We start from the raw sequence: 26,078 nt of genomic DNA on the forward strand, positions 1-26,078 counted from the left end.
TAATTGTCCTTTATCATTATAAACAAAAAAGGAATCCGCGAATCGTTATAGGTGAATGTCTATGAGTTTGACAAATACAAAGCACAAGCCATTGCTTCTGCTGGTGATAAGCCTGCTCGTTGCAGCGATCGCTGTGGTAGCGTTCGTTACAACACCGGCCATTGAGGGAGGGAACAGGTTCTACGGAACGTTCTGGGCTCTTGTGCCTCCAATTGTCGCCATCGTCTTGGCATTGGCTACGAAAGATGTGTATACATCGCTGTTCGTCGGAATAGTGCTGGCAGCAATATTCGTCGGCGACGGAAACTTCGAAGCAACGCTTATCTCCATCATGGATGGAAGCACCTCACACACTGTCATCGATGCAGTGACTGGAGAGGAGATCGAGATCATCGACGACACCTGGGGATTCCTGGGATCGCTCGATACTGGAATCCTGTTCTTCCTGGTGGCCCTCGGTATCATCGGATGCCTCCTGCTGATCAGTGGAGGAAGCCGCGCATACGGAGAGTGGGCCCTGTCCCACATCAAGAGCCGCAAGGGAGCACAGCTCATGACCGCTTTCCTCGGAATCCTGATCTTCGTGGACGATTACTTCAACTGTCTGACAGTCGGTCAAGTCATGAGATCGGTATCTGATAAATTCCAGATCTCCCGTGCAAAGCTCGCATACCTCATCGACTCGATGGCTGCCCCCATCTGTATCATCGCGCCCATCAGTTCTTGGGCGGCTGCGGTTTCTTCCTATCTTCCGGACGGAACCGATGGATTCGGACTCTTCATCGAATCAATCCAGTACAACTTCTACGCACTGTTCACCATCGTGATGGTCATCACGATTGCCCTCATCGACCTGGACTTCGGTCCGATGAAGGTCCATGAGACCAACGCTAGAGAGAAGGGTGACCTCTTCACAACCGAGGAGAGACCCTACGAGAATGAGAAAGTGGAAGAGGGCAACCCCAAGGGAAGGGTCGCAGACCTCATCATTCCCATCTTCCTGTTCCTGGTCCCTGCGAGCATCATCATGCTCATCTGGTCCGGCGGATTCTTCGACCCCAGCTCGGACTACTACATGGACATCTTCGGAGCCTTCGGAGACGCGTCTGCATCCTCCGCTCTCGCATACGGTTCACTCATCGCGCTGATCCTCACAGTCATTTACGTGCTCTGCAGGAGGACGGTCTCGTTCGATCAGACCATGGAGTGCATCCCCCGCGGATTCCGTAACATGGTCCCTGCGATCTCCATCCTAATCTTCGCATGGTGTATCTGCAGCCTTACCAGATACGGACTCGGAGCGCCCGAATTCGTCGACTCCCTTGTCGGAGAGGGTGCTGAGGCCCTGATGAACTTCCTGCCCGCAGTCTTCATGCTGCTGGCCTGTTTCATCGCGTTCTCCACCGGAACCTCATGGGGAACCTTCGGTATCCTGCTTCCCATCGTGTACGCGGTGTTCATCCACGACCCCGCCCTCATGATTGTTGGAATCAGTGCCTGCTTGTCCGGAGCCGTCTTCGGAGACCACTGCTCGCCCATTTCCGACACCACCATCATGTCGTCGGCCGGAGCCCAGTGTAGTCACCTGAACCACGTCGGTACCCAGGTCTACTACGCACTGCTGGTCGCAGGAGTATCCTTCGTGTTCTTCCTCATCGCTGGATTCTGGCAGAGCCCCATCGTCACCGTCATCGGAATCGTGACCATGGTCGTCATACTGCTCTTCATCAAGAAATACCAGAACAGAGGAGTCAAGCTCGTCGATACCCCTGAAGGGGTTGAGCCTCCAGTAATGGAGTGATGACAAACATTTTCCGGGGCCTAGCCCCGGCCAATTCTACCAATCGTTATCTATTACATACCTAATGGACGAAGCATGACCGCGGAGGACAGGGTATCGATTCTTCTGGGAAATCCCAGGAAAGCCGTCGTAGCGATGGCCATACCCATCGTCATATCCCTGCTGGTCTCCCAGGCCAACGTTCTCGCGGACCGTGCGTGGTGCGCCGGACTGGGCGACGATGCGATGTCCGCCATCGCAGTGGTCATGCCCGTGTACATGACTCTCGTCGGCCTGGGAAGCGGCCTCGGTGTCGGTGCATCGGCAGTCATCTCGAGAATGATCGGTGCCGAAAGGAAGAGAGATGCATCGAGCTCCGCAGTTCAGGCGATCCTTTTCGCAGTCATATTCGGCATAGTGATGACGCCCATCATGGTCTTCGGACAGACGGGACTGCTCACCATACTGGGCAAGGAGAACATACTGGAGCTCACATGCGTCTACATGCTGCCCTACTCCGTATTCACGATGTTCATCATCTTCAACGGAGTGGTGGGCGGGATCCTGAACGGACAGGGCGCGACCCAATATTCCACCCTCCTCATGGCCATCCAGGCAGTCCTGAACATTATCCTCGATCCGATTTTCATTTACACCATGGGCATGGGGTTGCAGGGTGCGGCGATTGCGACTGTCATATCCACGATAGCCTCATTGGCAGTAGGGATACTTCTGCTGATCAGCAAGAGGACCTATCTTCCCATTTCGAAGAGGGATCTGCTATATGACAGACTATGCATGGGCATGCTCCTCAAAGCAGGCGTTCCGCAGATGCTGGAGTACACGGTGATGTACTTCATGGATGCCATCCTGAACCTCATCGTCCTGATGTCCGCTGCAGGTTCGCACGCTTTGACGCTGTATTCGGTCCCTGACAACCTTATGAACCTGATCGTGATCCCTGCGATAGCCATCGGTTCCGCATTGGTCCCCGTGGCATCGTCCGCTCTGGGCCAGAAAGATGTTGGCCGTATGAGGGAATCCTTCAGGTTCGCTTTCACCAGGGGGATCCTTATTGTGGTCATCCTCGCAATAATCCTGGAGATCTTCCCAGACCAGAGCCTCTACATCTTCTCGTATTCGGGAGAGATGCTGGACAACCGTCCCGAGATGGTGGAGATGCTGAAGGTCATGTGCCTGTACATCGGGTTCTTCGCATTCACGCCGCTGTGCTCCGGATACATGCAGGCCATGGGCCATCCCAACAGGTCCCTGATCATGGCCCTGTGGAGGAACGCTGTCCTCATAACATTCTACCTGATCGCCATCCAGCAGACGGAACTGACGGCGATCGCATGGGCCCTCGTCTTCGGCCACATGATCGGTGCGTTCTCCATCCTGGCTGTAACTCTTTATACGGACAGACAGGTCGCAAGACATCTGAACGGACAACGGTGAACGGTGGCTGCTATGGACTTTATCTTCGATCCGATTTCAACATCGATAAGGCCAGCGCACCCTTTGAAAGCTTCCTCCCAGCCCCCGCACATACCAGCATCGACGGACGGAATCGGGACCAGGATCAGGTTCTCTTCACGATGATGCAGAGGATGTCCTTGTCCGCGACCTTGTGGTCGAGGCCCACGGTCTGACCAGGGAACTTGGCGCTCGTCCCCCAGACCATAGCATATCTGAAGTTGTTCTTAAAATCCCTGTGGATCAGCTCGCAGACGTCCCCAACCGTGTTGCCGCGCTTGACGATGAGGGGGACCTCCAGATCCGCTTCCTGCCCCTGAGGCTTCAGGTATATGCGGATCATGTCGATGGTGTCGTACATGGCCTGCTTCAGCTCCTCCATACCGTATCCGGTCGCTGCCGAAACGGGAACGCAACGGAACTGCTTGTGCATCTCAAGGACCTCTTCGAGCTGTCCGGGCTTCGCCAGGTCGACCTTGTTAATCGCCATGATCGCCTTGATGTAAACCCTGTTCCCCGCCAGTACATCCAGCATCTGCTCGACGTCGATGTCCTCACGGACGACGACGGTGGCGTTGATATGCCCGTATGCGGCGGTCATATCCTTGATGATCTCCGGTGTGATCTTCGTGAGTTTCACGGTCGGCTTAACCAGGATTCCTCCCTGGTCAGAACGGCTGATGACCACGTCGGGCTTCGTCTGGTTGAGACGAATGGCCGCGTTGTAAAGTTCCTTGAAGAGGACGTTCATGTTTGGATTGAAGATATCGACGACCAGGAGGATGACGTCTGCGGATCTTGCGGCCGCGATGACCTCCCTTCCCCTTCCCTTTCCGCGGGATGCGTCCTTGATCAGTCCAGGCATATCCAGGATCTGGATCTTGGCATGGTTGTAAACCATGACTCCGGGAACGACATCCAGTGTTGTGAAGTGATACGCCCCGACCTCGGATTTGGCACCGGTTAGCTGATTGAGAAGGGTGGACTTTCCCACTGACGGGAATCCTACCAGTGCAACTGTTGCATTACCTGCCTTCTTGACATAGAATCCTTTGGTGTTGCCACCCTTGGAGGCACGCCTCTTCTCCTCTTCCTCATTGAGACGTGCTATCTTCGCCTTGAGCTTTCCAATGTGACCTTCGGTAGCCTTGTTATATTTGGTCTTGGAGATCTGCTCCTCCAACTCCTTTATTTGCTCCTCGATGGTCGCCATGTACTGTCCGTTGGGATGTATAACCCGTATTTAAGGTTCAGGAGCTCATCAGGTAATCGTCCAGGAAGCGGTCGATAGCATGCTTCGCCTTCATGATGGAGTTAGATTTGGGATTGTACGGCGCATCGTCGTCCTCGAACATCGCCTCGTTGACCTTGCTGGCCATGTCCGAATATGCGTCCATGCTGGCCGCCCAATGTCCTGCTAGATATCCTATCTTCTCGTCATTCATTCCTGCGGTGCGGCCATCTATGGATGACAACATGTGCCTCAGCAGATCGTTGTAGGTCCTGACGTAGTCCGATACATCCTGCTTGAGGTTGCTGCTGTCCTTCTTGATCGAATCGTTGCCTGCCCTGATGGCATCTACCAGATCCAAGAGCTTTGAGCAGGTCTCCTTGAGGTGCCTCAGACTGGTGGAATGCATGATCTCGAAGGAGAATACCGGGTTGACCATCATCGATGCCTGGAATCCCTTCACGGAATCATCGAAGGATGCTTTGGATACCCTGTCCACGAGGGCGAGGGATATGTTGCAGTCCTTGGCGGGGGAACGGTCCAGAGCTTCGAACAGCACATGCATGAACATCATGGACATGGGGTCGGGGTCACCGCTCATTATGGATTCGCTCAGTATGTCGAGCAGACAGTCCCTGAACTCCTTCCTGTCCTTCTGGTCGAGGTGCTCTGATGCCTGTGTGAAAAGCATTATCGATTCCCCTATCTGGCCGTCGATCGCGCATGACGAAGCCAATGAGACGAAACCGTACCAATTGTTCTCATCAAACTCCAGGATCCTCTCCCCGATGTTATTGAGCATCTTGGGATCCCTGTCCAGGAATGCCTTCCTGCCCATCATCACCAGTGCAGGGACGTTCTCCGGGAGGTCATCGATATCTGCGGTCGCGATCCTGCTCTTGAATCCACACTCGCACTTGATCACTCCGTCCTCGTCCGCTATCAGGTACTTGCCGCAATCGGGGCAGATCCTGTCATAGTCCAAAGCACCTTCCTCCATCTCCGAGGTAAGTCCCTCGTCGAGGGGTTTCCTGAATGCCGTCTCGTAATCTGACAGCGCCTTGTCCCTCTTCTTCTGTATGCCCTTGTTGCGCTTGCCGGACATCATGAATCCGAGATGGAACTCGAAGGCATTCTGCAGCAGTCCGAAGACCGCCTCGTAATCGTTCACTCCCCAGTACTCGCAGAGGGAGAACATCTCCTCGTCGGAGTATTGGGCAACGATCTTGTCCCCTCCGTCGATCAGCATCTGGAGGAACTCCGAGAATCCGGATCCCCAGATCTTCACGGTGTTGGGTGCCATCGAGCCGTCCTGTGCCTTCGCCTGCATCGCCTCGTCCACGGAATCGATGCTGGATTTCGCGTTGTTGAGAAGATTCTGACGGTCCTCCACGAACAGGTTGCCGGACATGTAGTCCATGACTATCATCATGATCTCCTTTATCAGAGATGCACCCATCCTTGCGGTCTCGATGGAATCCGACAGGGTGCCCAGCCTCAGGATGAGATCGCACATGAAGTCCTGCTCGCAGAGATGCTCGAAGCGTTCGAACAGAGCTCCTGTGAAATCCACCAGGGTCGTATCCTCGGTGCTCCAGTCCTTATCCTCCCTGGCAGCATCCTCTATGGATTCCAGCACGGCGTCCATCGCGAGCTCGTAGAACTCGTCGAAGTTCTCCTCGTCCAGGAACAATGCCGCGAGCTTGAAATCGTCGAATGCTGGACCTGTCCTGCCTTCCTGCAGGTCAGACCATCCTACGCAGAACCATGCGTACCATGACGATATCCCTGCGTTGGCCACCTCTTCGGCTAGGGATGACATCTTCTCCCTGTCCTTATCGCCGTATGCCTTCTCCAGGCGTCCGATGTACTGCTCCGACAGGCTATCGCGCCTGGTCTCGGCTTCCGAGATCTCCTTCTCGTTGAACGCCTGTTCCTTTCCGCAGGCCACACACTCTCCCTTGCTCATCTCGGTGTTGAGGAGCATGAAATTGGAGTCGCAATGAGGGCATTTTGTCAAGAGGATGGTCATGCGACACCTTACCCCATCCCCACTAAAAAAGAATACCCTTATTATTCGGTGTTCGATAACAGTAGGCAATGACAGAATACGCTGAAGCCAAGGTGTCTCTGCTGGATGAGTTCAAGGGACTCACCAAGAAGCAGTGGGCATCCATTGCCTGTGCGTTCGCTCTGAGCGCGATCCTGACAGGTTTCGGGATGGGAGCGGAATGCTTAGGATTCCTCATTGTGGCGGTTTTCCTGTATATGGTCCCCCACATGATGGGCGTCACGTCCCCCAAAATCAAGGCCGTCATAGGTGCGGTCTTCATAGTCGTAATGCTGATAGTCGGTACGTTCGCGTACTCGGATTCGTTCAAGGACATGGAATCCAAATCCACTGCTCTGGCCGAAGCGGAGATCCTAGACGTCTACTACGATGACGGATACATCGTCATCGAATCGTACAACAAGGATCTGTCCCCGGTCGTGGAGGTAAGCACGATCACCGTGATGTCCTTCGGAAGGCCGTACAACAATTCGGACAATGTCAAGGAATACACGGACTTCGACTATGCTGACGGCAAATACAAGCAGAAAGTGAAGCTCGTCGAGGATGACTACAACTGCATCTACGTCGGTTACAAGAAGGACGTGACCAAGGACCAGTACTCGTATATCTACGTGAAGCTGGTGAACACCGGAATAACGCCCGACAAGATCCGCAGCGCCTGTTTCATGGGTGCTGTCGAGATGCTGGCCTACATCGGTGCCGTGTTCTATGTGATGCTGATCTTCTCCGAGCTCATGAGAAGGAGCGCGATGAAGGCCCGCAAGAAGATGGAGGCCGAGGGAAGGCTGTACCCCCAGGGATACGGCAAGTGCAAGAAATGCGGCGCGATGGTCCTCCCCGGAGAGATAAACTGCAGGAAGTGCGGAACCCCCATCGAGGTCCCCGAAGAGATCAAGGTCCTCCACAAGAAGGACTTCTTCGAGTGCTCGGAGTGCGGAACAGAAGTCCCTATGGATGCCAAGATGTGTCCTAAGTGCGGTGCGGTATTCGACGAGAAGGACGAAGCTGAGATCGAGCACGCGGACGGAACCGTGGATGTCTCGGACGAGACCTTCGAGTGCTCGGAGTGCGGAAAGGTCGTCCCTGCTAATGCGAAGAGATGCCCCTACTGCGGCGCTGACTTCGACGAGGACGACGAGTGAAACTCATTCCCCCGCTTAGGCGGGGGTTAACACATATTTTGTTAAGATGCCATCGTTCATTCGGAGATGACCAAGGCGAACCGTTTTAACATTGAATAAGCATCACTCCAGCGGATGCCCTCGAACGAAGATGTTACTAAGAAAGCCGCACCGAAGGAAAAGACGGTCACTGCGCACAAATTGGAATCGAAGCAGCAGGAGATCTCGGTCACCGAATTCTTCGAGAAGAACAAACAGATCCTCGGATTCGATTCAAGGTCGAAGTCCCTGCTCATGGGAATCAAGGAAGCTGTCGACAACTCGTTGGATAACTGTGAGGAAGCCAACATCCTGCCGGAGGTTACGGTCAGGATCGAGAGGCTCAACGACGAGGACTACAGAGTCTCCATCGAGGATAACGGTACAGGTATCACCCATAAGGCCATGCCCAACGTATTCGGAAGGCTCCTGTACGGTTCCAGATTCCATGCTCTGAGGCAGTCCAGAGGACAGCAGGGTATCGGAATTTCAGCTACGATCATGTACGGAAACATCACCACCGGCAAACCCGCCCATGCCATATCCAAGATCGAGGGTAAGGACGAGGTTGCCTGGGAGATGGACATCTTCATCGACACGAAGACCAACAGACCGGTCATCACCAACGATAGGGCATTCACATGGGAAGGGAAGGAACACGGTACCAAGATCGAGTACACGACCAAGGGAAGGTACATCACCGGAAAGCAGTCGATCTTCGAATACCTGAAGGAGACCGCTATCGTCAACCCCCATGCCCAGATCACATTCTACGACCCCGACAACACCAAGACCGTGTTCGAGAGGGCCACTGACATCATGCCTCCGAGGCCCAAGGAGATCAAGCCCCACCCGGAGGGCATGGAGATAGGAGACCTGTTCAAGTATGCCGCCAACACGCAGCAGAAGACACTCAAGGCCTTCCTGAAGAACGACTTCTCCAGGATCACGGACAGGCTCGCGACCGAGATATTCGAAATCGCCAAAGTGGATCCGGACAAGAAGCCGGACAAGCTCACAAGGGAGGAGGCCATCGCCATCCTCGATGCGATCACCAAGGTCAAGATCATGGCCCCGCCGACGGATTGCCTGTCGCCTATCGGGGATACGCTGATCAAGAAGGGTCTGATGCACGTCCTGGACGGACTGAGGCCCGAATACTACGCTACGCCCGTCACACGTTCTCCTAAGGCCGTGAACGGAAACCCGTTCGTAGTAGAAGCAGGAATCGTCTACGGCGGAGATATCCCCTCGGACGGTCAGGTTCAGATCTATAGGTTCGCGAACCGCGTCCCGCTGCTGTTCAAACAGGGAGACTGCGCCATAACGAAGGCGATTTCCGACATGGACTGGAGGAGGTACGGACTGGAGCAGAGAGGTGGAAAGGGAATCCCGTACGGTCCCGCCATCATCCTTGTTCATGTTGCATCCACGAAGGTTCCGTTCACATCCGAGGGAAAGGAGGCTGTGGCTTCGTTCCCCGAGCTGCAGAGCGAGATAGGACTGGCGCTCAGACTATGCGCCAGGAACCTCAAGAGCCATCTGAACAAGCAGGAGAGGAAGAACAAGACCCATGCCAAGTTCGAGATCGTGCAGGAGATCCTGCCCGACATGGCGAAGAAGGTAGCGGACCATCTGAACAAGCCCGTTCCCGATCTCAGCAGGACCATCACCAAAATCATGAACGTGGTCTGGGTGGAGCCCGAGGTGAAGAAGGAGAACAAGAAGCTCCGCACCATCACCTACACGGTTTACAATTACACTACACAACCCCGCAGCATAAGGTTGCACGCACAGGTCCCGAAGGAGGCCGTCAACCTATCGCTGTTCTCGGGAGAGTACTTCCTTGACATGAACGAAGAGGGCAAGGCCAACTGGGAGATCAAGGATCTGGCCCCGTCCACATCCACCAAGATATCTTTCGAGCTCGCAGGCGAGATGGCGGACACCTTCGATGCAGACGACATCTACTTCTCCGGACTCAACCCGGTGATCGTGATGGGTGCGGAAATGCTCCCGGGAGACTGGGGAATAAAGGGACTGGACATCGTCCAGACCTCGGAGGATGACCTCGTGTCCGATGACGAGGAGGAGACACAGGAGGCGGAAGACCTTGACGATGAATGACAGACAGAAAGTTGCACTTGACAGCCTCACCGGCGTCATCTCCAACATCTACGATCAGCTGGACAACGGAGACATCCCCGCCATGAACCTCCCCATGAGGTCGAAGAAGAACATCGAGTTCGATTCCAGGCACAACGTCTGGACATACGGTGACCTGAAGACCGCACGTACCGCCAAGACTGTGCAGGGAGCGGTCTCCATGCTCAGGACCGCCTACACCACGGATTTCATCAACGAGATGATCAGGGAGGGAAAATCATCCACCTTAAGGGAAATGTACTACATCTCCGAGGGATGGCATAACGCCAAGTTCCACACGCAGGATGAGAGCAACCTGCTGGCAGAGGATCTGGAGACAATCACAGGATGCATGAGGGAGGACTTCAAGCTCCGTCCCGAGGAATCCGGAGCCCACGTCTACGGTGACCTCAACTTCACCACGATAACCACCAAGGGAACTTGGAAGACCAACAACTGCATCGACGATGTCCCCGAGACGGGATTCGCGGTGCCTTACAAGGTCGAGGAGGACACATTCAAGATCAAGCCCGGGAACGTGAAGTTCATCATGGCGATCGAGACAGGAGGAATGTTCGCCCGTCTCATCGAGAACGGGTTCCCAGAGCAGTACAACTGCGCCCTTGTGCACCTCTCCGGTCAGCCTGCAAGATCCACCAGGCGTCTTATCAAGAGACTCAACGAGGAATACAACCTCCCCGTCACCGTGTTCACCGACGGAGATCCCTGGTCATTCAGGATCTATGCATCGGTAGCATATGGTGCGATCAAGACAGCACACATCTCAGAGTATCTGGCGACGCCGACGGCACAGTTCATCGGAATCACTCCATCGGACATCCTCAACTACGACCTGCCGACCGACAAGCTATCTGACAAGGATATCGGTGCGCTCAACGCAGAGCTCTCCGACCCCAGGTTTGCAGACGAATACTGGGTGAACGAGATTCAGGCCATGCTCCACATGGGCAAGAAGGCTGAGCAGCAGGCGCTGGCCAAGTACGGTCTGGAGTACGCCACCGGAACGTACCTTCCAGAGAAGCTCACTGACATGGGCATACTCTGATCAAAACGGGGCAACCGCCCCATTTTCATTCTAATCCTTTGAGCGTAGTGCCCCTTATCTTCATGACAGCCCAGAGGACTGCATATACCACTAAGAAAAGAGTGAAACAGAATGCGACGCTCTCGATGTAAGAACCGAAGGGCAGGTTGACCACCACGATCATCCCTGCGGTCGCGAACAGGAAGTGGATGAAATTCAGTACGGAGGATATCGCTCCAGAGTTACCAACATCCTGCGCCAGAAGTATGTTGAAACCGAAGGAACGAGCGATCGATGATGCGGCGATGAAGGGAACTATTCCTGCGAAGAATAAGAGCGGGTTCTCGGCTCCAAGCAACCAGAGGATCGCCGTAGCTATGACGATGAGTGCGAACATGACCGCGATATGAGTCTTGTTGCTCATTCTGAACCTCTCGATGATCAGCATGAGAACTACTCCCATGATCATCGCTCCCGCAAGATAGAATGAGTAAGCATCGCCGACATCGAATCCCTTCTCCTTGTAGATGTATTCGGAAACGGATACGTAGGCCAGGATTCCGAAGGCGAACATGTTCATCATTATCGTGAATCTTCTGAAGTCCCCGTTCTTCAGGATGGGGACCATGGTCTTCACGGAACCCATGATCGATCCCTTGTATCTCTCAGTCGGGATCTCCGAGGGCAGCATCAGGGCCATGAGCGCACATATCAATGCCACGATGGCTGGTGCCCAGAACGTGGCCCTCCAATCCATTGCCCATATCATGACCTGACCGAGAACCGGCGCGATGACCGGACCCAAAACTCCGATCACAGCAACGATGGTAAGGACCTTCGATCTCCTCTCGCCGTCAAAGCAATCCCTGATGAGCGCGACGGACGTTGCCATCGCTCCTCCGGCACCTACAGCCTGCAGCATTCTGAACAGAATCATAAGGACTATGGAGTTCACGACACTGCACAGAAAACTGGATGCAATGAACAGTGCCAAAGAACCGATTAGAACGGATCTTCTCCCATATTTGTCGCTGACAGGGCCCAGGAAAAGGACACCGATGGCGAGGAATAGCATGAACATGTACATCGTCATGCTGAAGGTGGCCTCGTCGGTCTCGAAATATTCCACCATCTCATCAAGAGCCGGCAGGAACATATCGGTGGCCAGCGGAGCGAACATGCTGAGCATTATGATTAGAACAATCAACGCTCCGTCACTCAGCTTCATATTTGGGCCTCTGGAGAGCGCGAAAGAGTCCCGATTAATAAATTTAGTCGAACCAGTGCATCATCGGTTTACCCGATGCTCTGACGATTACGGTGGCGCCGCGGAACACCTTCTTCCCCTTGCCTTCCACGTCTATGAGCATCTCGACGACTTTGCTCTCGATGTTCACCTCTGCGGCTCCGGATTCTATCGCTCTCGCAGTGGCGATCCTCGTTGCCTCCTGGACAGCGAAATCTATTGCCTCATCCTTCTCAGGGAAATCGAACGCCTCCTCACCGTTGTAGACGGTGCATTCCGGATCCTCGGAGAAATCCTGGAATCCTGCACGCACGGTTAATTCTACAGTCTCGGTGACTGAACTGGAGATGGCACCTATGGCGTTCCCTACATCGTAGTTATCAGGAAGGATCAGTTCCGTCTGTAGTATCTCCGACACGGCTGGCAGCCATGCACCTACTGGGGCGCCGATGCCGACTATGGGCATCTTCAATTTCATCCCCACGTTGTATTCCGATGAGTCCCTGAGGACCTCCTCAATGATGGCCTCATCCGTTTTCGACAGCTCATCCTTTCCGGTCTCTGCCCTGATCATGTGGTCCATGATGCATCTGACGATCTTCTTGACGATAGCCTTCTTGGCGGACTCGATGAACACATTCGTGGACATGCCCGACTTCGATGCCAGCATAGATACTGCCTTGACCGATGCCTCGGTATCGTACTCCTTGTAGGTCCCTTCGGCCGCCAATATGTCCGTTGGAGTAATGCCTATGCGTGTGACATATCCCTCCGATTCCAGATCCCTCAGGCAGAATCTCTCGAACGGGATCTCCAGCACCTCTGATGCCTCTCTTACGGAATAAGGCCTCTCTTCGATGAGCTTGAGGAACTTCCTGTCAGCCTCGGTCAGATACGAAAGCTCGGTGTTGGATGCCCTCGTGTAGAATTCGCAATCGGATACGGTATCCGAAGGAGATTGATCCAATGACTGCAGGCCATCGACCCATTCCTTGACGCTGGGCCATTTGGATGCAGCTATGCAGACGGGGATGATGCGTATTGCGGACAGCAATATGTTACCCTTCTCTACGGAGATGCGGCTGTCACCGCCCATTCCGTAGGTGCTGACGTCTGCTGCACGTACCCTCGTCCTGTGTCCGCCCACCAGGGCGCCGGTGTCCAGAGTGCGAACGAAACCGCCGTGGATGATCCCCAGATCCGTGGTCGTTCCTCCGATGTCGGCGATGAGCGCGTCCTGGATTCCTGTATGGACCATGGCGCTGGTCAGACTGGATGCCGGCCCGGACATGATGGTCTCAATGGGTCTCCTGATCGCCGTGTTGGTGTTCATGATGGATCCGTCGCCCTTGACGATCATCAAAGGGGCGTCGATTCCGAGATCCTCCAAAGCCTTCGTCACCGCCTTGATCAGATCGATGATCGTCGGGATCAGTCCCGCATTGATTATGGCAGTATTGGCCCTCTGCTCGAACCCTAGTTTGGATGTCAGCTCGTGAGCGCAGACGACGGGGATCCCGAGCATCTTCTCCGCCAGATTCCTCACGGTATCTTCGTGGCTCGGATTACGGACGCTCATGTATCCTACGACAGCTAGGACGTCCACCTTTCCACGCATCGATTCTACAGCAGCCTTGGCCTCATCCATGTTGAGCTTCTTGACAGTCCTGCCCTTAAGGTCCAGCTGCGCATCGATGTATGCATAATTCGCTATGTTCACGGTATGGCCGAACTTCTTGCCCAGGACTATCAGTCCGACACGGCAGCTCTTCCCTTCGACGATAGAATTCGTGGCAAGGGTGGATGACAATGAAACGATTGAGATCCCATCGGTCTTGGAGAGGCCCTTGAGAGAAGAGACTATCCCCTTGATCAGGTCATCGCGGGTGGTGAGGGCCTTGGAACGGCAGACTATCTCCTTCGTATCGATGTCGATGACAACGGAGTCCGTATAGGTTCCTCCGGTGTCTATCCCCAAGCCTAGGACCATGGGTACGAATGTCCGATAAGGCCTAAAAGCATATCGAGGATAATTGCGCACTATGTGGTAACAGTGAATTCTGGAACTCACTTCTAGATACCCATTCAAAAACTCATCTCCTGCCGGTTCCCGGACTTTTGGTCCGGTACAAACGGACTAAAGTCCTATCAGGGTGTCGACCCCGGGGGACTGACAGGAGGTGAGAATACGTTTAATACCACCTTTTGCCGTAGTCCGCAAGGCGGATTCCGGCTGACTATAACGGTGGGTCCATTGACCATCGTTATCGAATAGTCATAAACCATCGGCGTAGAAAAAGATTGACATCGGCTGAATGATGTCGGAGGCTCGAAAGGTCGACCCCTTTAGAAGAAGGGCTCAGAGCCTCCTAACCGCCCATAATACTCGCTGATTCTTTCCAAAATCCAAAACAATTAGTTCACGACAAATCAATTTTAATAATTTTTTTATAGAAGTTCTAACTCTATTTCATCTCAGAAGATTGAAGCTAGAGGTTCTTGAAATGGCAAAGAAACAATTCAAGGCAGAATCGAAACAGCTGCTCGACCTGATGATCAACTCCATCTACACGCACAGGGAGATATTCCTCAGAGAAATCATCTCCAACGCATCGGATGCCATCGACAAGCTGCATTACAAATCCATAACGGAGTCCGACGTTCCCGTCGCAAGGGAAGACTTCCGCATCGACGTCACGATCGACAGGGACGCCGGAACGGTCACCGTATCCGATAACGGTATAGGGATGACCAAAGAGGATATGGATGCTAATCTCGGAGTCATCGCCCACAGCGGTTCCCTGGACTTCAAGAAGAACCTTGAGGAAGGCAAGGATGTGGACATCATCGGCCAGTTCGGTGTCGGATTCTACTCTTCGTTCCTTGTCTCCGACAAGGTAACTGTCATCTCCAAGGCATACGGAGAGGACAAGGCATGGAGATGGACCAGCGAAGGCGCTGACGGATATACCATCAAGGAATGCGAGAGAGACTCTCACGGAACCGATGTCATCATGCATATCCGGAAGGACGATGAGAATGAGACGTTCAGCTCGTACCTCGACGAATACACCCTGGAGGACCTCATCAAGAAGTATTCCGACTATGTCCGCTGGCCTATCCACATGGAGCTCGAGAAGGGCGCGATGGAAGAGACCGGCGAAAAGAACGAGGACGGCACCCCCAAGAAGGAATGGAGATCACACATGGAGGACACCGTGGTCAACAGCATGGTGCCCATCTGGCAGAGGGACAAGTCGAGCGTATCCGACGAGGACTGCAAGGAATTCTACAAGGAGAAGTTCCATGACTATGAGGAACCCATATCCGTCATCCGCATCAACGCGGAAGGAACCGTCAGTTACAAGGCAATGCTGTTCATCCCCAAGGTCGCACCCTACAACTTCTACAGCAGGGAATTCGAGCCCGGGCTGCAGCTTTACTCCTCGGGAGTCATGATCATGGACAAGTGCAAGGACCTGCTGCCAGACTGCTTCAGGTTCGTCAGGGGTGTCGTGGATTCACCGGACCTCTCGCTGAACATCTCGAGGGAGATGCTCCAGCACGATCGTCAGCTCAGCATGATCAGGAGCAACCTGGAGAAGAAGATCAAGAACGATCTGGAAAGGATCCTCAAGGATGACAGGGAAACATATGAGGCGTTCCACAAGAACTTTGGACCGCAGCTCAAGTACGGCATCGTCGAGAACTGGGGCGCTAAGGCCGACCTGCTGAAGGACCTCATCATGTTCCCCTCGGTAGAGAAGGACAAACCCATCACGCTGCAGGAATACGTCTCCGACATGAAGGAGGGTCAGGACAAGATCTACTACGCATCAGCGGAGAGCGTCTCTAGGGCGAAGCAGATCCCCCAGGCCGAACAGGTACGTGAGAAAGGATATGACATAATCTGTCTCACCGAGGAACTGGACGAGTTCACTCTCAAGACCCTCAGGAACTACAACGAGAAGGAGTTCTGCGACATCAACAGCAACGGCCTCGACCTGGGTACCGAGGAGGAGAAGAAGGAGGCAGAAGCAAAGGAGGAGGAATCCAAGGAGCTTCTGGACTTCGTAAAGGAGACCCTCGGGGACAAGGTGGATTCCGTCAAACTCTCCAGGAAACTGAAGACTCATGCGGTATGCCTGAGCTCCGAAGGGGACGTATCCTTCGAGATGGAGAAGTATTTCGCCAGCCTGCCGGGGTCCCCGAATGAGGGTATGAAAGCGAAGCGCGTGCTGGAGATAAACCCGAACCACTCGGCTTTCGAATCCCTGAAAAAGGCATACTCTGAGGATAAGGACAAAGCCAAATCGATGTGCTCCATCATGCTCGATCAGGCGCTTCTCCTGGCCGGAATGCCTGTAGAGGACCTTCTGAACTACTCCGAGAACGTGTTTAAACTGTTCTGAAACTCATGGGGGTCTCCCCCTTCTTTTTTATTTCTACAATTCAGTCCAGACCTCGTTGGAACCGAACGGTTCGAAGGAGGCCACATATGAAATCGAAAGTCTACTTCATGAAGGAAATCACGCCCGAGAACGTAGTGAAGATGTACGAGGCGTTGAACATAGAACTGAAGGGAAAGGTGGCCGTTAAGGTCCACTCCGGAGAGAAGGGAAACTTCAACTTCCTCAAACCCGAGTTCTGGAAGCCGGTCATCGACAAGGTCGGCGGTCGCGTCGTGGAGTGCAACACGGCCTACGGAGACAGATTCGTCGGCGTCAGGGACCACACGGACTCCCACAGGAAGCTCCTCGAGGAGCACGGATGGAGCAAGTACTTCGACGTGGACCTCATGGATGCCGAGGGACCAGATGTGGAATTCGACATCCCCGCCGGCAAACAGCTCAAGAAGAACTATGTCGGAAAGAACCTGAAGAACTACGATTCCATGCTTGTACTGGCACACTTCAAGGGACACCCTAACGGAGGATATGGCGGAGCACTCAAACAGCTCTCTATCGGATGTGCTTCGAAGACAGGAAAGATCCTCATACACACCTGTGGAAAATCCACCGATCCCGTCGCAGGATGGGACGTCCATGCCAGTGATCCTGCGTTCTGCGAGGGTATGGCCGAAGCGGCATCAACCGTGGTCAAATACTTCAACGGGAACATGGCCTTCATCAACGTCATGAAGAACCTGTCCGTGGACTGCGACTGCGTTGCGACCCCGGACCCCCCTTGCATGAAGGACATCGGGATATTATCATCTCTCGACCCCGTTGCTATCGACCAGGCCTGTCTGGACCTCGTCGTGGCATCAGATGACCCCGGAAAAGAACACTTCATGGAGAGAGTCAACAGCAAGAGCGGATTCCACACCATCGAACATGCAGCAGAGATGGGTTACGGATCACGCGAATACGAATTGATAAAACTGTAAATCAGCGGGGGGGGGGGGAATCCCCCGCATATTTCTCAGAAACTTTCGTGGAAGAGACACTTGGTCTGATGCTCGGGCTCACTGGATGTGCTCATACCGAGCTTCTTGTACACTCCCTCGTCCACGGCGGAAAGGATCACCGAGGAGTGCACGTCGCATCCCCTCAGCAGGGGGAGCATCGCGAATGCCTTCTCCGCGTTCTTGTCGGTCCTTGCGATTATGGAAAGGGCTACAAGCATCTCATCGAGATGCATGCGGGGGTTCTTGTACCCGAGGTTGTTGACCTTCAGCCTGTGGACCGATTCGATGACCTCCTTGGAAATCAGAGTGACGGAATCGTCTATGCCCGCGAGCTCCTTCAGCATGTTCAAAAGAAGCGATGAGGATGCTGTGGTCAACGGGGTGGCCTTTCCAGTGACCAGCCTTCCGTCATCCAGCTCTGCTGCGACTATGGGCCTTTCCGTCTCTGTCATCAGCTGCCTGACGGTTGCTACGGTCTTGCGGTACTCCGGGGTGATACCGGCATTCTTCATGTAGATCTCGGACTTCAGAAGGGTCTCTGCCGATGCTCTGCCCTCCCTGCGGTCCCTGAGGGTCGAGAAGTAACGTCTGATGATCTCATAGTTCGCTGCTTTCCTGACGAACTCGTCGTCGACAATACAGTTGCCCGCCATGTTCACTCCCATGTCCGTAGGGGACTTGTAGGGAGAGTTTCCCAGAACACCTTCGAGGATCGCGTTCACAACGGGGAATATCTCGATGTCCCTGTTGTAGTTGACCGTGGTCTCTCCGTATGCTTCCAGATGGAACGGGTCGATCATGTTGACATCCGCCAGGTCCACCGTGGCCGCCTCATAGGCGATGTTCACCGGATGCTTCAGCGGGATATTCCAAATCGGGAAGGTCTCGAACTTCGCATATCCTGCGGACACGCCTCTCTTCTTCTCGTTGTAGAGTTGCGAGAGGCAGACAGCCATCTTTCCGCTTCCAGGTCCGGGAGCGGTGACAACGACTAGCGGTTTGGTGGTCGGGACGAACTCATCCTTTCCGAATCCTTCGTCGGATGCGATGAGGTCGACATTGGAGGGATATCCGTCTATCAGGTAGTGCCTGTAGACCTTCAGACCGTTGGACTCGGCTTTCTTCTGGAATGCCTCTGCCTCGGCCTGTCCGTTGAAATGCGTGATGACCAGACCGCACACTCCGATGCCCCTGTCGAGGAACATGTCCACGAGCCTGAACACCTCGGAGTCGTATCCTACGCTGAAGTCCTTGCGTATCTTCTTCTTGACGATGTCCTCGGCATTGATGACCACGATCGCCTCAGCGTCCTGACCGAACTCCATGAGCATCCTGATCTTACTGTCGGGCATGAAACCGGGAAGGACCCTTGATGCGTGATAATCGTCGAAAAGCTTGCCACCAAACTCGAGATACAGCTTACCTCCGAACTTCTGGATGCGTTCCCTGATATGTTCGGACTGCGTCTTGAGGTACATGTCGTTGTCGAAACCGACCTTCATGCAAAGAAATAACGGCAGAATCCTATAAAAGACGCACGGACTGACAGTTATTTTATGATTGAGAGCTATACTGGAGCAGGTAGTTCTGATGGCATTCAATCCGTACGAGGAAAGACGCGAATACAACGTCAACGATCTTCTATCCCAGATCGAGGAGTACAGGGACAGGCACGGAGAGGAATGCGAGTACATCAGGTGCGAGCACAGGAATGCCGATTACTCCGTCATGGACCGCCAACAGAGAGCATACTACCTTTACTGGAGGGACGAGCTGTCCCGCGGGAACTGCCTCAAGTCCGACAGGGGATATGCAAAGCTCAGAGTGGTCGAGATCATCAACTCCGATATGGATCCTGCCGAAGGCATCAGAGAGCTCAGGCTGCTCTACGAGAACACCAGGATGCACGGCATGCCCCAGTCCGATCTGGGATCGGTGATGTTCGATTATGCCGTGGTTCACGACCTGGACCTCCCCGTCATGTGGCTTGGAAAGGGATCCGTAAGATCGTTCATGGTCACATCAGAGATAATGTCCTTCCCGACGAGAAGGCTCAACAGGGAGCTGATCTGGTATCTGTCGGGAGGCCCGAAGGTGCACGCCGACGGCGTGGACAACCTCAGACATGTTTCACTTTTCAACGACAGCCTCATCGCCATAGACCGTTTCCTGATGGAGAATACGGGCAAGGGAATCGCCAAGACCTACTCCGAAGGGATGGTCTCCGAGCTGTTCAAGGTCTTCATGTACCTCCCATACGGAAAGGACAAGGACTATCAGGTCACCTATGAGAAGCTCCGCACTGATGGTGTCTTCGGAGAGTTCATGCTCGGACTGTTCTCGTACACCAGGAAGGTCCTGTGCAAGGAGATCGGTGAGAAGGGCCCTGCCACCCCCAGCTCGTTCAATAAGGAGTTCAGGGGAATTGTCGACAGGATATTCTCGGAAGGGCCCGGAGAATACGAGCGCATCCCGAAGGAATGGAGAGGCACCACCAGGGTCCCGATGTCCTCTAAGGAAAGGGCGCTTGTCGATATGGGAGCGCATCTGGAAGCACAATACGGAACCGCGGAGAAGCCTAAGCCCATACTCAACATCGACAAGAACGCTGAGAAGCAGCATGTGAGCCCGCACCTCAAGACAGATATCGAGAGGAATTGGAACGTGGAGATCAAGGAGAAGCAGGAGTACATCCCGTCCGGATTCACGAACCCCGACTGGAGGTCGTTCACCGAGCCTCAGAGGAAATGCTACGTATACTGGCGTGACCAGACCCGCAAAGGCAACTACGGAGAGACCGACTGGGGATACCTATGGCTGTACCTTTGCGAACTCATCAATGTCAAGGAGGATCCCCAGAAGAACCTGGACCAGCTGATAGCACTCCACAAGGCCTACGGTTCGGCCGATGAGGAGAAGCTCATCGGAAAGACCTGCTTCGAGTACTCCGTGGTCCACAAGCTACCGTTCCCTGAGCCTTCCATCAGCGAATCCAACATAACCGCCTGTCTGGTCATGGACCAGTTCCTCAAGGGAATGAACGTCAGGCCTGACAAGACACTGCTCCTGTTCCTATCGGGCATCAACGATAAGACGATGACCAGGGAGTTCGACCCCGACTGTGTCGGGATCACCAACATGTCCATACGCGGCGTTCAGGCAACGTTGAAAGCGGAAGGCACATCGATCGAGGAACTGTGCGACCCCGAGAAGGTCAACACCGTCATCAATGTCTTCGAGGGCCTGAAGTACTTCAAGGAGATCAGGAAGGCCAGATTCACCTATCTCAACTACATCTACAACGGAATGTTCGACGACTCTCTGAAGGAGATAGTCAAAGCCGTGTTCTCAGCAGTGCGCATGAAGAGGACCAGAAAGGCGGTCAAGATCGGCAAGGTGGCCGCGTTTGGAATGGACTGCAAGGATATCGTATCCAAGAGTGTTTCCGCATGGTACGAGAATAAGGCCATAGAGGAGATCAAAGAAAGAGCCAGCAACATGAAACTGGATCTCGAGGCGGTGTCTGGTGCACAGGCTGCCCTCAAAGAAGTCACCGAGATGATGAAGGTCGGAAACGACGAGGAGATAGTTCCCGAGATTGTCACCAAGCCTGTCGAGCCCGTGAGAGCGATTTCCAACACATGGCAGGGCCTTTCCGAGGCTCTGGATGATGACCAGAAAGGATACCTCGAAGCCGCTCTCGAAGGCAAGGCGAAACAGTATCTCAAGGACAAGGGGCTGCTGATGACCAGGATAGAAGAGGCTATCAACACTCTCGCCATGGATTCAGTGGGCGACAGCATCGTTGAGGACGGAAACGTCTTCGAGGACTATGCGGACGACGTTAGATCGTTGCTCTGATGCCCGCAGAACAGCGATAAAAGTATATGCGCGCATTATATACGGCGCCCCGAAGGGAATTCTACCATGACAGAAACCGTCCCAAAGAGAACTCTGATCGGAATGATGAACGCTCTATCCTCTGGTGTCGTACCTAGAAGGGGATTGGAGTACATCGCGGTAGGTAGGAAGAAGGAGACCGAGACGTTCGTCAACGACCTGGAGGACACCGCTGCAGGCGGAGGAGCATTCAGATTCATCTCCGGCCGCTTCGGTAACGGTAAGAGCTTCATGACGCAGATGATACGCAACTACGCCATGGAGAACGGCTTCGTTGTCATGGATGCCGATCTCGCCATCAACAGGAGACTCACTGGTTCCAAGAGCGAGGGGCTCAACACGTACAAGGAGCTCCTCAGGAACATAGCATACAAGGCCAGACCCGACGGGGGAGCACTGGAGTCCCTTCTCCAGAACTGGATCTCCAACACACAGGAGAAACTGGGCGGATCCCCATCCAAAGAGGATATCGAGAAGGCCATGCGTGCTGATGTCGCGGACATCTCCAGCTATCAGAACTATCAGGACTTCATGAGGGTCATCGTCTGCTACACCAACGATTTCCTCGACGGCAAGGACGACATCACCGCCCTCAGGTGGCTGAAGGGAGAACTGGACCTCAAGAAGGAGTCCAGGAAGAGCCTCGGCACCAACGTCGTCATAGACGACAGCAACTGGTACGACATGATCAAGATCTGGTCAGGCATCTTCAAGAGGCTCGGATACAAGGGACTCATCGTCTTCATCGACGAAGGGGTCATCCTCTACAAGCTGCAGAACAAGGTCTCCAGGGCCAACAACTACGAGCGTCTGCTGACCATGTTCAACGACATCATGCAGGGCAAGACGCAGTACATGTCCATCTACGTCTGCGGGACACCCGAGTTCATCGAGGACCCCAACAGGGGACTGTACAGCTATGAGGCACTCAGGTCCAGGCTCGTCGCCGGACGCTACGAGAACGGATTCGACAACTACCTCGGGCCGATCATCAACCTCAAGCCCCTGACGAACGAGGAGGTCTTCGTCCTCCTCAAGACGATCAAGGACCTCCACGAGCAGAGGTACGAGTACAAATCGCAGATCACCGACGAGATGCTGGAGACATACCTCAGGACGATCATGTCCAACGTCGTCTCTACCGCTATGATCACCCCCAGGGAGATCACAAGGGACCTCATCAGCCTTCTGGACACCATGCACCAGAACGGGGACCTGAACTTCATGGACCTGATTGAGGGAAGGCTCGTCAAGGCCGATGACAACCCCGACGATGAGATCATCGAGGACCTCGAGGTATGAGCGAGTACTTCGATAAGCTGCCTTGGTTCGTCAAAGAGTACATCCACAACTGCAGATGGTCCGGCTTCAGGGAGATCCAGAACCAGACCTTCGAGGCATTCTATTCCACGGATGACCACATACTGATCTCAGCGGGAACGTCCAGCGGTAAGACCGAGGCAGCGATGTTCCCGGTCATAGGTTCGCTCTACAGCAATCCCCCCGAGAGCGTGGGGGCGCTGTACATCGGTCCGCTGAAGGCACTGATCAACGACCAGTTCGAGAGGATGGGGCCGGTTCTAGGGGAATCGGAACTCAAGATTACAGGATGGCACGGAGATATCGCCAAGAGTTCCAAGGACAAACTCGTCGCTGAACCCAGCGGGATACTCCAGATTACACCTGAATCCCTTCAGAACATCGTTTCGTATAACCCTGAGGAAGTGGAGAGGCTTTTCGGGGATCTCAGGTTCATCATCATCGACGAAGTGCATGCATTCATGGATTCCGACAGGGGACTGCAGCTGCTGTGCTGTCTCCAGAGATTGGAGCTCCTCGCCCACTGCGATCCGAGAAGGATAGGGCTTTCAGCGACCATTGCGAACAGGGAGGATGCCGCAGAATGGCTGAAGGCTGATACTGGCCGCTACGTCAGTATCGTCTACGATAAGGCCAGTAACCAGCGCAACATACGCATCAAGTACAACGCCTTCCCTCTTCCGGATCCAGAGACTGACAGCGTGGACAGGAAGAAGGCCATCACATCGTACTACCTGGACCTGTTCAGGGAGACGCATGGCTACAACTGCATCGTGTTCACCAACAGCAGGCACAGCGCCGAGATGGCTGCCAAATCCCTTAGGATCGTCTCGGAGAAGAAAGGCTATCCAGACGAGGTCACGATCCATCACGGCAGCATATCCAAGGAGTACCGCAAGATAGCGGAGGACAGATTGAAGAACCCCATGGTCAAGAACACGACCGTGGCTACGGTCACTTTGGAGCTGGGGATAGACGTAGGGGATCTGGATAGGATAGTCCAGATCGATGCCCCGTACACATGTTCGGGCCTGGTCCAGAGGATGGGCCGTTCCGGAAGGAGAGGAAACGGACAGAACCTTATCCTCATGTGCAACGAGGACGCCGAGGAATGGTGGGCGACTTTGGATGGCGTTTCCATGAGTCTGGTCAAGGCCGTCGCGATGTCGGAGCTCGTCCTGAATGAGGGGTGGACCGAACCGGCAGAGCAGAACTCCATGCCGTTCGGACTCCTCTACCACCAGACGATGGAATACCTCCGTTCCGGGATCGGGGCCAAATTCTCGCTGCTAGCTTCGGACGTGCTCTCGATGTACCCGTTCAGGAACATCTCGAAGGAGCAGTACAGACTGATGATCAAGCATCTGGTCAACATAGGCCACTTAGAGGTCATGTCAGACCAGACGATCCTGATTGGCCAGAATGCTGAACGTGTTGTGTTCAACCGCGACTTCTGCTCTGTGTTCACCACTAAGAAAGAGGTCATGGTGAAATGCGACGGCCACATGGTCGGTTCGATACAGAATATGCCCTCAGAAGATGATTTCATCCAATTGGCCGGACGCGTATGGAGGGTCATCAAGGCCTCCAAGGAGAAATCTACGGTCGAGGTGGAGGAATGCGACGGAGAGGCGTGCAACCCCTGGAAATCAGGAACCCCGCCGACACACAACCGCGTCATGAAGAAGATGTTGGAGGTTCTAGAGAGCGATGAGGAGTACCACTATCTGGACGATGCCGCGAAAGCTCGTCTCCAAGAGAGCAGGGCCATCGCCAGGGAGAACGGGATGACCACCTTGTTCTCGGAGAGGAAAGGCGGATACAGGATGTACCCCTGGCTGGGGACGAAACAGTTCGACACCCTCAGGAGGATCCTCCAGAAAGTGATCGGCACAGATTCCATCAGGGCCTATCAGCCCTACTACATCGACATCAGGACCAAACTGTCAGAGGACCAGATAATCGACAGGGTGCTGAGGTACGTCGAGGAGAGGGACCTCGCTCCGCTGATCTACGACGAGGACCTTCTGAAATACGGGAAATACGACAGATACATCCCCGAATCCCTGCTTGTAAGGGAGTTCGTTGCGGATAAGCTGGATACAGGCCTCGAACTCTAACGCGCGCCCACGATTACTTTTATTTACAGAAGGTATGACCCGCACCATGCAGATCTCCAACAGGATACACGACATCCCGATGTCAGGTATCAGAAAGATGTTCGACATGGCTGGCCCGGATTCCATCAATCTAGGCCTGGGTGAACCCGATCTCGCACCGCCCAAGGAAGCCGTAGAGGGCATGAACAAGGCCGCTTCAGAGGGACGTAACAAGTACGGCCCTACCGCCGGAATACCCGAGCTCAGGAAGGCTGTTGCCGACAGGTTCAGGAAATACGGTGACATCACGGGTGACAACATAATGATCACTCCCAGCGGATCATCGGCATTGTTGGAGATCACAATGAGCGTGGTGAACCCGGGCGACGATGTTCTCGTTCCCAGCCCCGGTTTCGTCATCTACGGGCCGCACGCGCAGCTCGCAGGCGGCACGTTCACCGAATACAAGCTCACGGACGGGGACTTCCAGCCCGACATCGACGACATACAGTCGAAGATCACTTCCAAGACGAAGATGCTGGTCATTACCACTCCCTCCAATCCTACCGGGGGCGTTCTGAACGAGGAGAGCTACAAGGCCCTTTGCGACATCGCCGCCGACAAGAACATAACCATCCTGGCCGACGAGGTGTACGAGTCCTTCATCTACGAGGGCAAGCACCTGTCATTCATGAACCAGCTGGATAAGGCTATTGTCGCCAGCGGATTCTCCAAGATGATGGCGGTGACCGGCTGGAGGATGGGATTCCTCTGCGCCAGCAAGGAGATGATGGAATACCTGATCAAGATGCAGTACCATGTCTGCGCTAGCCCCAACATGCCCGCCATGTACGGCATACTGGATGCCTTGCCCAGCATAGACCCTTACCTGGAGAACGCCAGGAACGTCTACAAGGCCAGAAGGGACCTGATATGCAAGAGGCTAAACGAGATCCCCGGATTCAGCATCGAACCTCCGAAGGGAGCATTCTACGCATTCCCCTCGTTCGACATGAAGATCAGCTCCCAGGAACTGGCAGGGGAACTGGTCAAAGCTGGGCTCATATGCACCCCGGGATCGGCATTCGGAAAGTACGGAGAAGGCCATCTGAGGTTCTCCTACGCAGCAGACGAAACAAAGATCAACAAAGGAATGGACATCCTTGAGTCCACAGTCAAGAAACTAAGGTGA

The 26,078-nt window shown here is 54.1% G+C and carries 16 protein-coding genes; 11 read left to right on the forward strand and 5 right to left on the reverse strand.

All coding sequences use genetic code 11. From position 1 onward, the window contains the following. Nucleotides 1–61 precede the first annotated feature (61 nt). Together PED39_00360 and PED39_00365 are read left to right on the forward strand one after the other, a co-directional pair. The gene (locus tag PED39_00360; GenBank protein ID WII07683.1) at nucleotides 62–1,801 is read left to right on the forward strand and encodes a Na+/H+ antiporter NhaC family protein; all 1,740 of its coding nucleotides are present in this window, start codon (nucleotides 62–64) and stop codon (nucleotides 1,799–1,801) included. A gap of 75 nt (nucleotides 1,802–1,876) precedes the next feature. Beyond that, complete coding sequence (locus PED39_00365; GenBank protein ID WII07684.1) at nucleotides 1,877–3,238, forward strand: MATE family efflux transporter; 1,362 nt, start codon at nucleotides 1,877–1,879, stop codon at nucleotides 3,236–3,238. Between the two features lie 124 nt (nucleotides 3,239–3,362). Here PED39_00365 and PED39_00370 read toward each other — a convergent pair whose 3' ends face one another. Together PED39_00370 and PED39_00375 are read right to left on the reverse strand one after the other, a co-directional pair. Beyond that, entirely contained in the window at nucleotides 3,363–4,469 is a 1,107-nt protein-coding gene (locus PED39_00370; GenBank protein ID WII07685.1) for a GTP-binding protein, read from the reverse strand. Nucleotides 4,470–4,506: 37 nt separating this feature from the next. Beyond that, nucleotides 4,507–6,519, reverse strand: a complete 2,013-nt coding sequence (locus PED39_00375) for a hypothetical protein (protein ID WII07686.1) — start codon at nucleotides 6,517–6,519, stop codon at nucleotides 4,507–4,509. A gap of 68 nt (nucleotides 6,520–6,587) precedes the next feature. Here PED39_00375 and PED39_00380 point away from each other — a divergent pair, with 68 nt between their 5' ends. The 3 genes from PED39_00380 to PED39_00390 all read left to right on the forward strand — a co-directional run bounded on the left by PED39_00380 (nucleotide 6,588) and on the right by PED39_00390 (nucleotide 10,932). Continuing rightward, entirely contained in the window at nucleotides 6,588–7,703 is a 1,116-nt protein-coding gene (locus tag PED39_00380) for a zinc-ribbon domain-containing protein (GenBank protein ID WII07687.1), read from the forward strand. 114 nt (nucleotides 7,704–7,817) lie between these two features. After that, a complete protein-coding gene (locus tag PED39_00385) occupies nucleotides 7,818–9,848 on the forward strand; it encodes a DNA topoisomerase VI subunit B (GenBank protein ID WII07688.1) in 2,031 nt (676 codons plus the stop codon). Then, nucleotides 9,841–10,932 carry a DNA topoisomerase IV subunit A gene (locus PED39_00390; GenBank protein ID WII08391.1) on the forward strand — a complete coding sequence of 364 codons (1,092 nt, stop codon included), beginning with the start codon at nucleotides 9,841–9,843 and terminating at the stop codon, nucleotides 10,930–10,932. Before PED39_00385 ends, PED39_00390 begins: the two co-directional genes overlap by 8 nt. Before the next feature lie 25 nt (nucleotides 10,933–10,957). On the opposite strand, the gene PED39_00395 is transcribed toward PED39_00390, so the two are convergent. Both PED39_00395 and PED39_00400 read right to left on the reverse strand, forming a co-directional pair. Further along, entirely contained in the window at nucleotides 10,958–12,139 is a 1,182-nt protein-coding gene (locus tag PED39_00395; GenBank protein WII07689.1) for an MFS transporter, read from the reverse strand. A gap of 43 nt (nucleotides 12,140–12,182) precedes the next feature. Further along, nucleotides 12,183–14,147 carry a hydantoinase/oxoprolinase family protein gene (locus tag PED39_00400; protein ID WII07690.1) on the reverse strand — a complete coding sequence of 655 codons (1,965 nt, stop codon included), beginning with the start codon at nucleotides 14,145–14,147 and terminating at the stop codon, nucleotides 12,183–12,185. Between the two features lie 514 nt (nucleotides 14,148–14,661). Here PED39_00400 and htpG point away from each other — a divergent pair. Then, nucleotides 14,662–16,569 (forward strand): molecular chaperone HtpG, encoded by a 1,908-nt coding sequence (htpG, locus tag PED39_00405; protein ID WII07691.1) that lies wholly within the window; start codon nucleotides 14,662–14,664, stop codon nucleotides 16,567–16,569. 86 nt (nucleotides 16,570–16,655) lie between these two features. Further along, entirely contained in the window at nucleotides 16,656–17,546 is an 891-nt protein-coding gene (locus PED39_00410) for a DUF362 domain-containing protein (protein WII07692.1), read from the forward strand. Between the two features lie 35 nt (nucleotides 17,547–17,581). On the opposite strand, the gene PED39_00415 is transcribed toward PED39_00410, so the two are convergent. Continuing rightward, on the reverse strand, nucleotides 17,582–19,069 hold the full coding sequence (locus PED39_00415; GenBank protein ID WII07693.1) for a DUF1846 domain-containing protein: 1,488 nt from the start codon (nucleotides 19,067–19,069) through the stop codon (nucleotides 17,582–17,584). Between the two features lie 88 nt (nucleotides 19,070–19,157). On the opposite strand from PED39_00415, the gene PED39_00420 reads away from it, so the two are divergent. The 4 genes from PED39_00420 (at nucleotide 19,158) to PED39_00435 (ending at nucleotide 26,078) form a co-directional block, all read left to right on the forward strand. Further along, nucleotides 19,158–21,428 (forward strand): TerB N-terminal domain-containing protein, encoded by a 2,271-nt coding sequence (locus PED39_00420; GenBank protein ID WII07694.1) that lies wholly within the window; start codon nucleotides 19,158–19,160, stop codon nucleotides 21,426–21,428. Between the two features lie 66 nt (nucleotides 21,429–21,494). Then, the gene (locus tag PED39_00425; protein ID WII07695.1) at nucleotides 21,495–22,769 is read left to right on the forward strand and encodes an ATP-binding protein; all 1,275 of its coding nucleotides are present in this window, start codon (nucleotides 21,495–21,497) and stop codon (nucleotides 22,767–22,769) included. Next, on the forward strand, nucleotides 22,766–24,907 hold the full coding sequence (locus PED39_00430; GenBank protein ID WII07696.1) for a DEAD/DEAH box helicase: 2,142 nt from the start codon (nucleotides 22,766–22,768) through the stop codon (nucleotides 24,905–24,907). The genes PED39_00425 and PED39_00430 overlap by 4 nt, the downstream gene beginning before the upstream one ends. Nucleotides 24,908–24,953: 46 nt before the next feature. Beyond that, nucleotides 24,954–26,078, forward strand: a complete 1,125-nt coding sequence (locus PED39_00435; protein ID WII07697.1) for an aminotransferase class I/II-fold pyridoxal phosphate-dependent enzyme — start codon at nucleotides 24,954–24,956, stop codon at nucleotides 26,076–26,078.

Source organism: Methanomassiliicoccales archaeon LGM-RCC1, from assembly GCA_030168575.1.
Taxonomy (GTDB): Archaea; Thermoplasmatota; Thermoplasmata; order Methanomassiliicoccales; family Methanomethylophilaceae; genus Methanoprimaticola.

Bases quoted from the DNA above. Each gene is read 5' to 3' on its own strand.
- PED39_00360 (WII07683.1), top strand. From the start codon at position 62: ATGAGTTTGACAAATACAAAGCACAAGCCATTGCTTCTGCTGGTGATA.
- PED39_00365 (WII07684.1), top strand. From the start codon at position 1,877: ATGACCGCGGAGGACAGGGTATCGATTCTTCTGGGAAATCCCAGGAAA.
- PED39_00370 (WII07685.1), bottom strand. From the start codon at position 4,469: ATGGCGACCATCGAGGAGCAAATAAAGGAGTTGGAGGAGCAGATCTCC.
- PED39_00375 (WII07686.1), bottom strand. From the start codon at position 6,519: ATGACCATCCTCTTGACAAAATGCCCTCATTGCGACTCCAATTTCATG.
- PED39_00380 (WII07687.1), top strand. From the start codon at position 6,588: ATGACAGAATACGCTGAAGCCAAGGTGTCTCTGCTGGATGAGTTCAAG.
- PED39_00385 (WII07688.1), top strand. From the start codon at position 7,818: ATGCCCTCGAACGAAGATGTTACTAAGAAAGCCGCACCGAAGGAAAAG.
- PED39_00390 (WII08391.1), top strand. From the start codon at position 9,841: ATGAATGACAGACAGAAAGTTGCACTTGACAGCCTCACCGGCGTCATC.
- PED39_00395 (WII07689.1), bottom strand. From the start codon at position 12,139: ATGAAGCTGAGTGACGGAGCGTTGATTGTTCTAATCATAATGCTCAGC.
- PED39_00400 (WII07690.1), bottom strand. From the start codon at position 14,147: ATGGTCCTAGGCTTGGGGATAGACACCGGAGGAACCTATACGGACTCC.
- htpG (WII07691.1), top strand. From the start codon at position 14,662: ATGGCAAAGAAACAATTCAAGGCAGAATCGAAACAGCTGCTCGACCTG.
- PED39_00410 (WII07692.1), top strand. From the start codon at position 16,656: ATGAAATCGAAAGTCTACTTCATGAAGGAAATCACGCCCGAGAACGTA.
- PED39_00415 (WII07693.1), bottom strand. From the start codon at position 19,069: ATGAAGGTCGGTTTCGACAACGACATGTACCTCAAGACGCAGTCCGAA.
- PED39_00420 (WII07694.1), top strand. From the start codon at position 19,158: ATGGCATTCAATCCGTACGAGGAAAGACGCGAATACAACGTCAACGAT.
- PED39_00425 (WII07695.1), top strand. From the start codon at position 21,495: ATGACAGAAACCGTCCCAAAGAGAACTCTGATCGGAATGATGAACGCT.
- PED39_00430 (WII07696.1), top strand. From the start codon at position 22,766: ATGAGCGAGTACTTCGATAAGCTGCCTTGGTTCGTCAAAGAGTACATC.
- PED39_00435 (WII07697.1), top strand. From the start codon at position 24,954: ATGCAGATCTCCAACAGGATACACGACATCCCGATGTCAGGTATCAGA.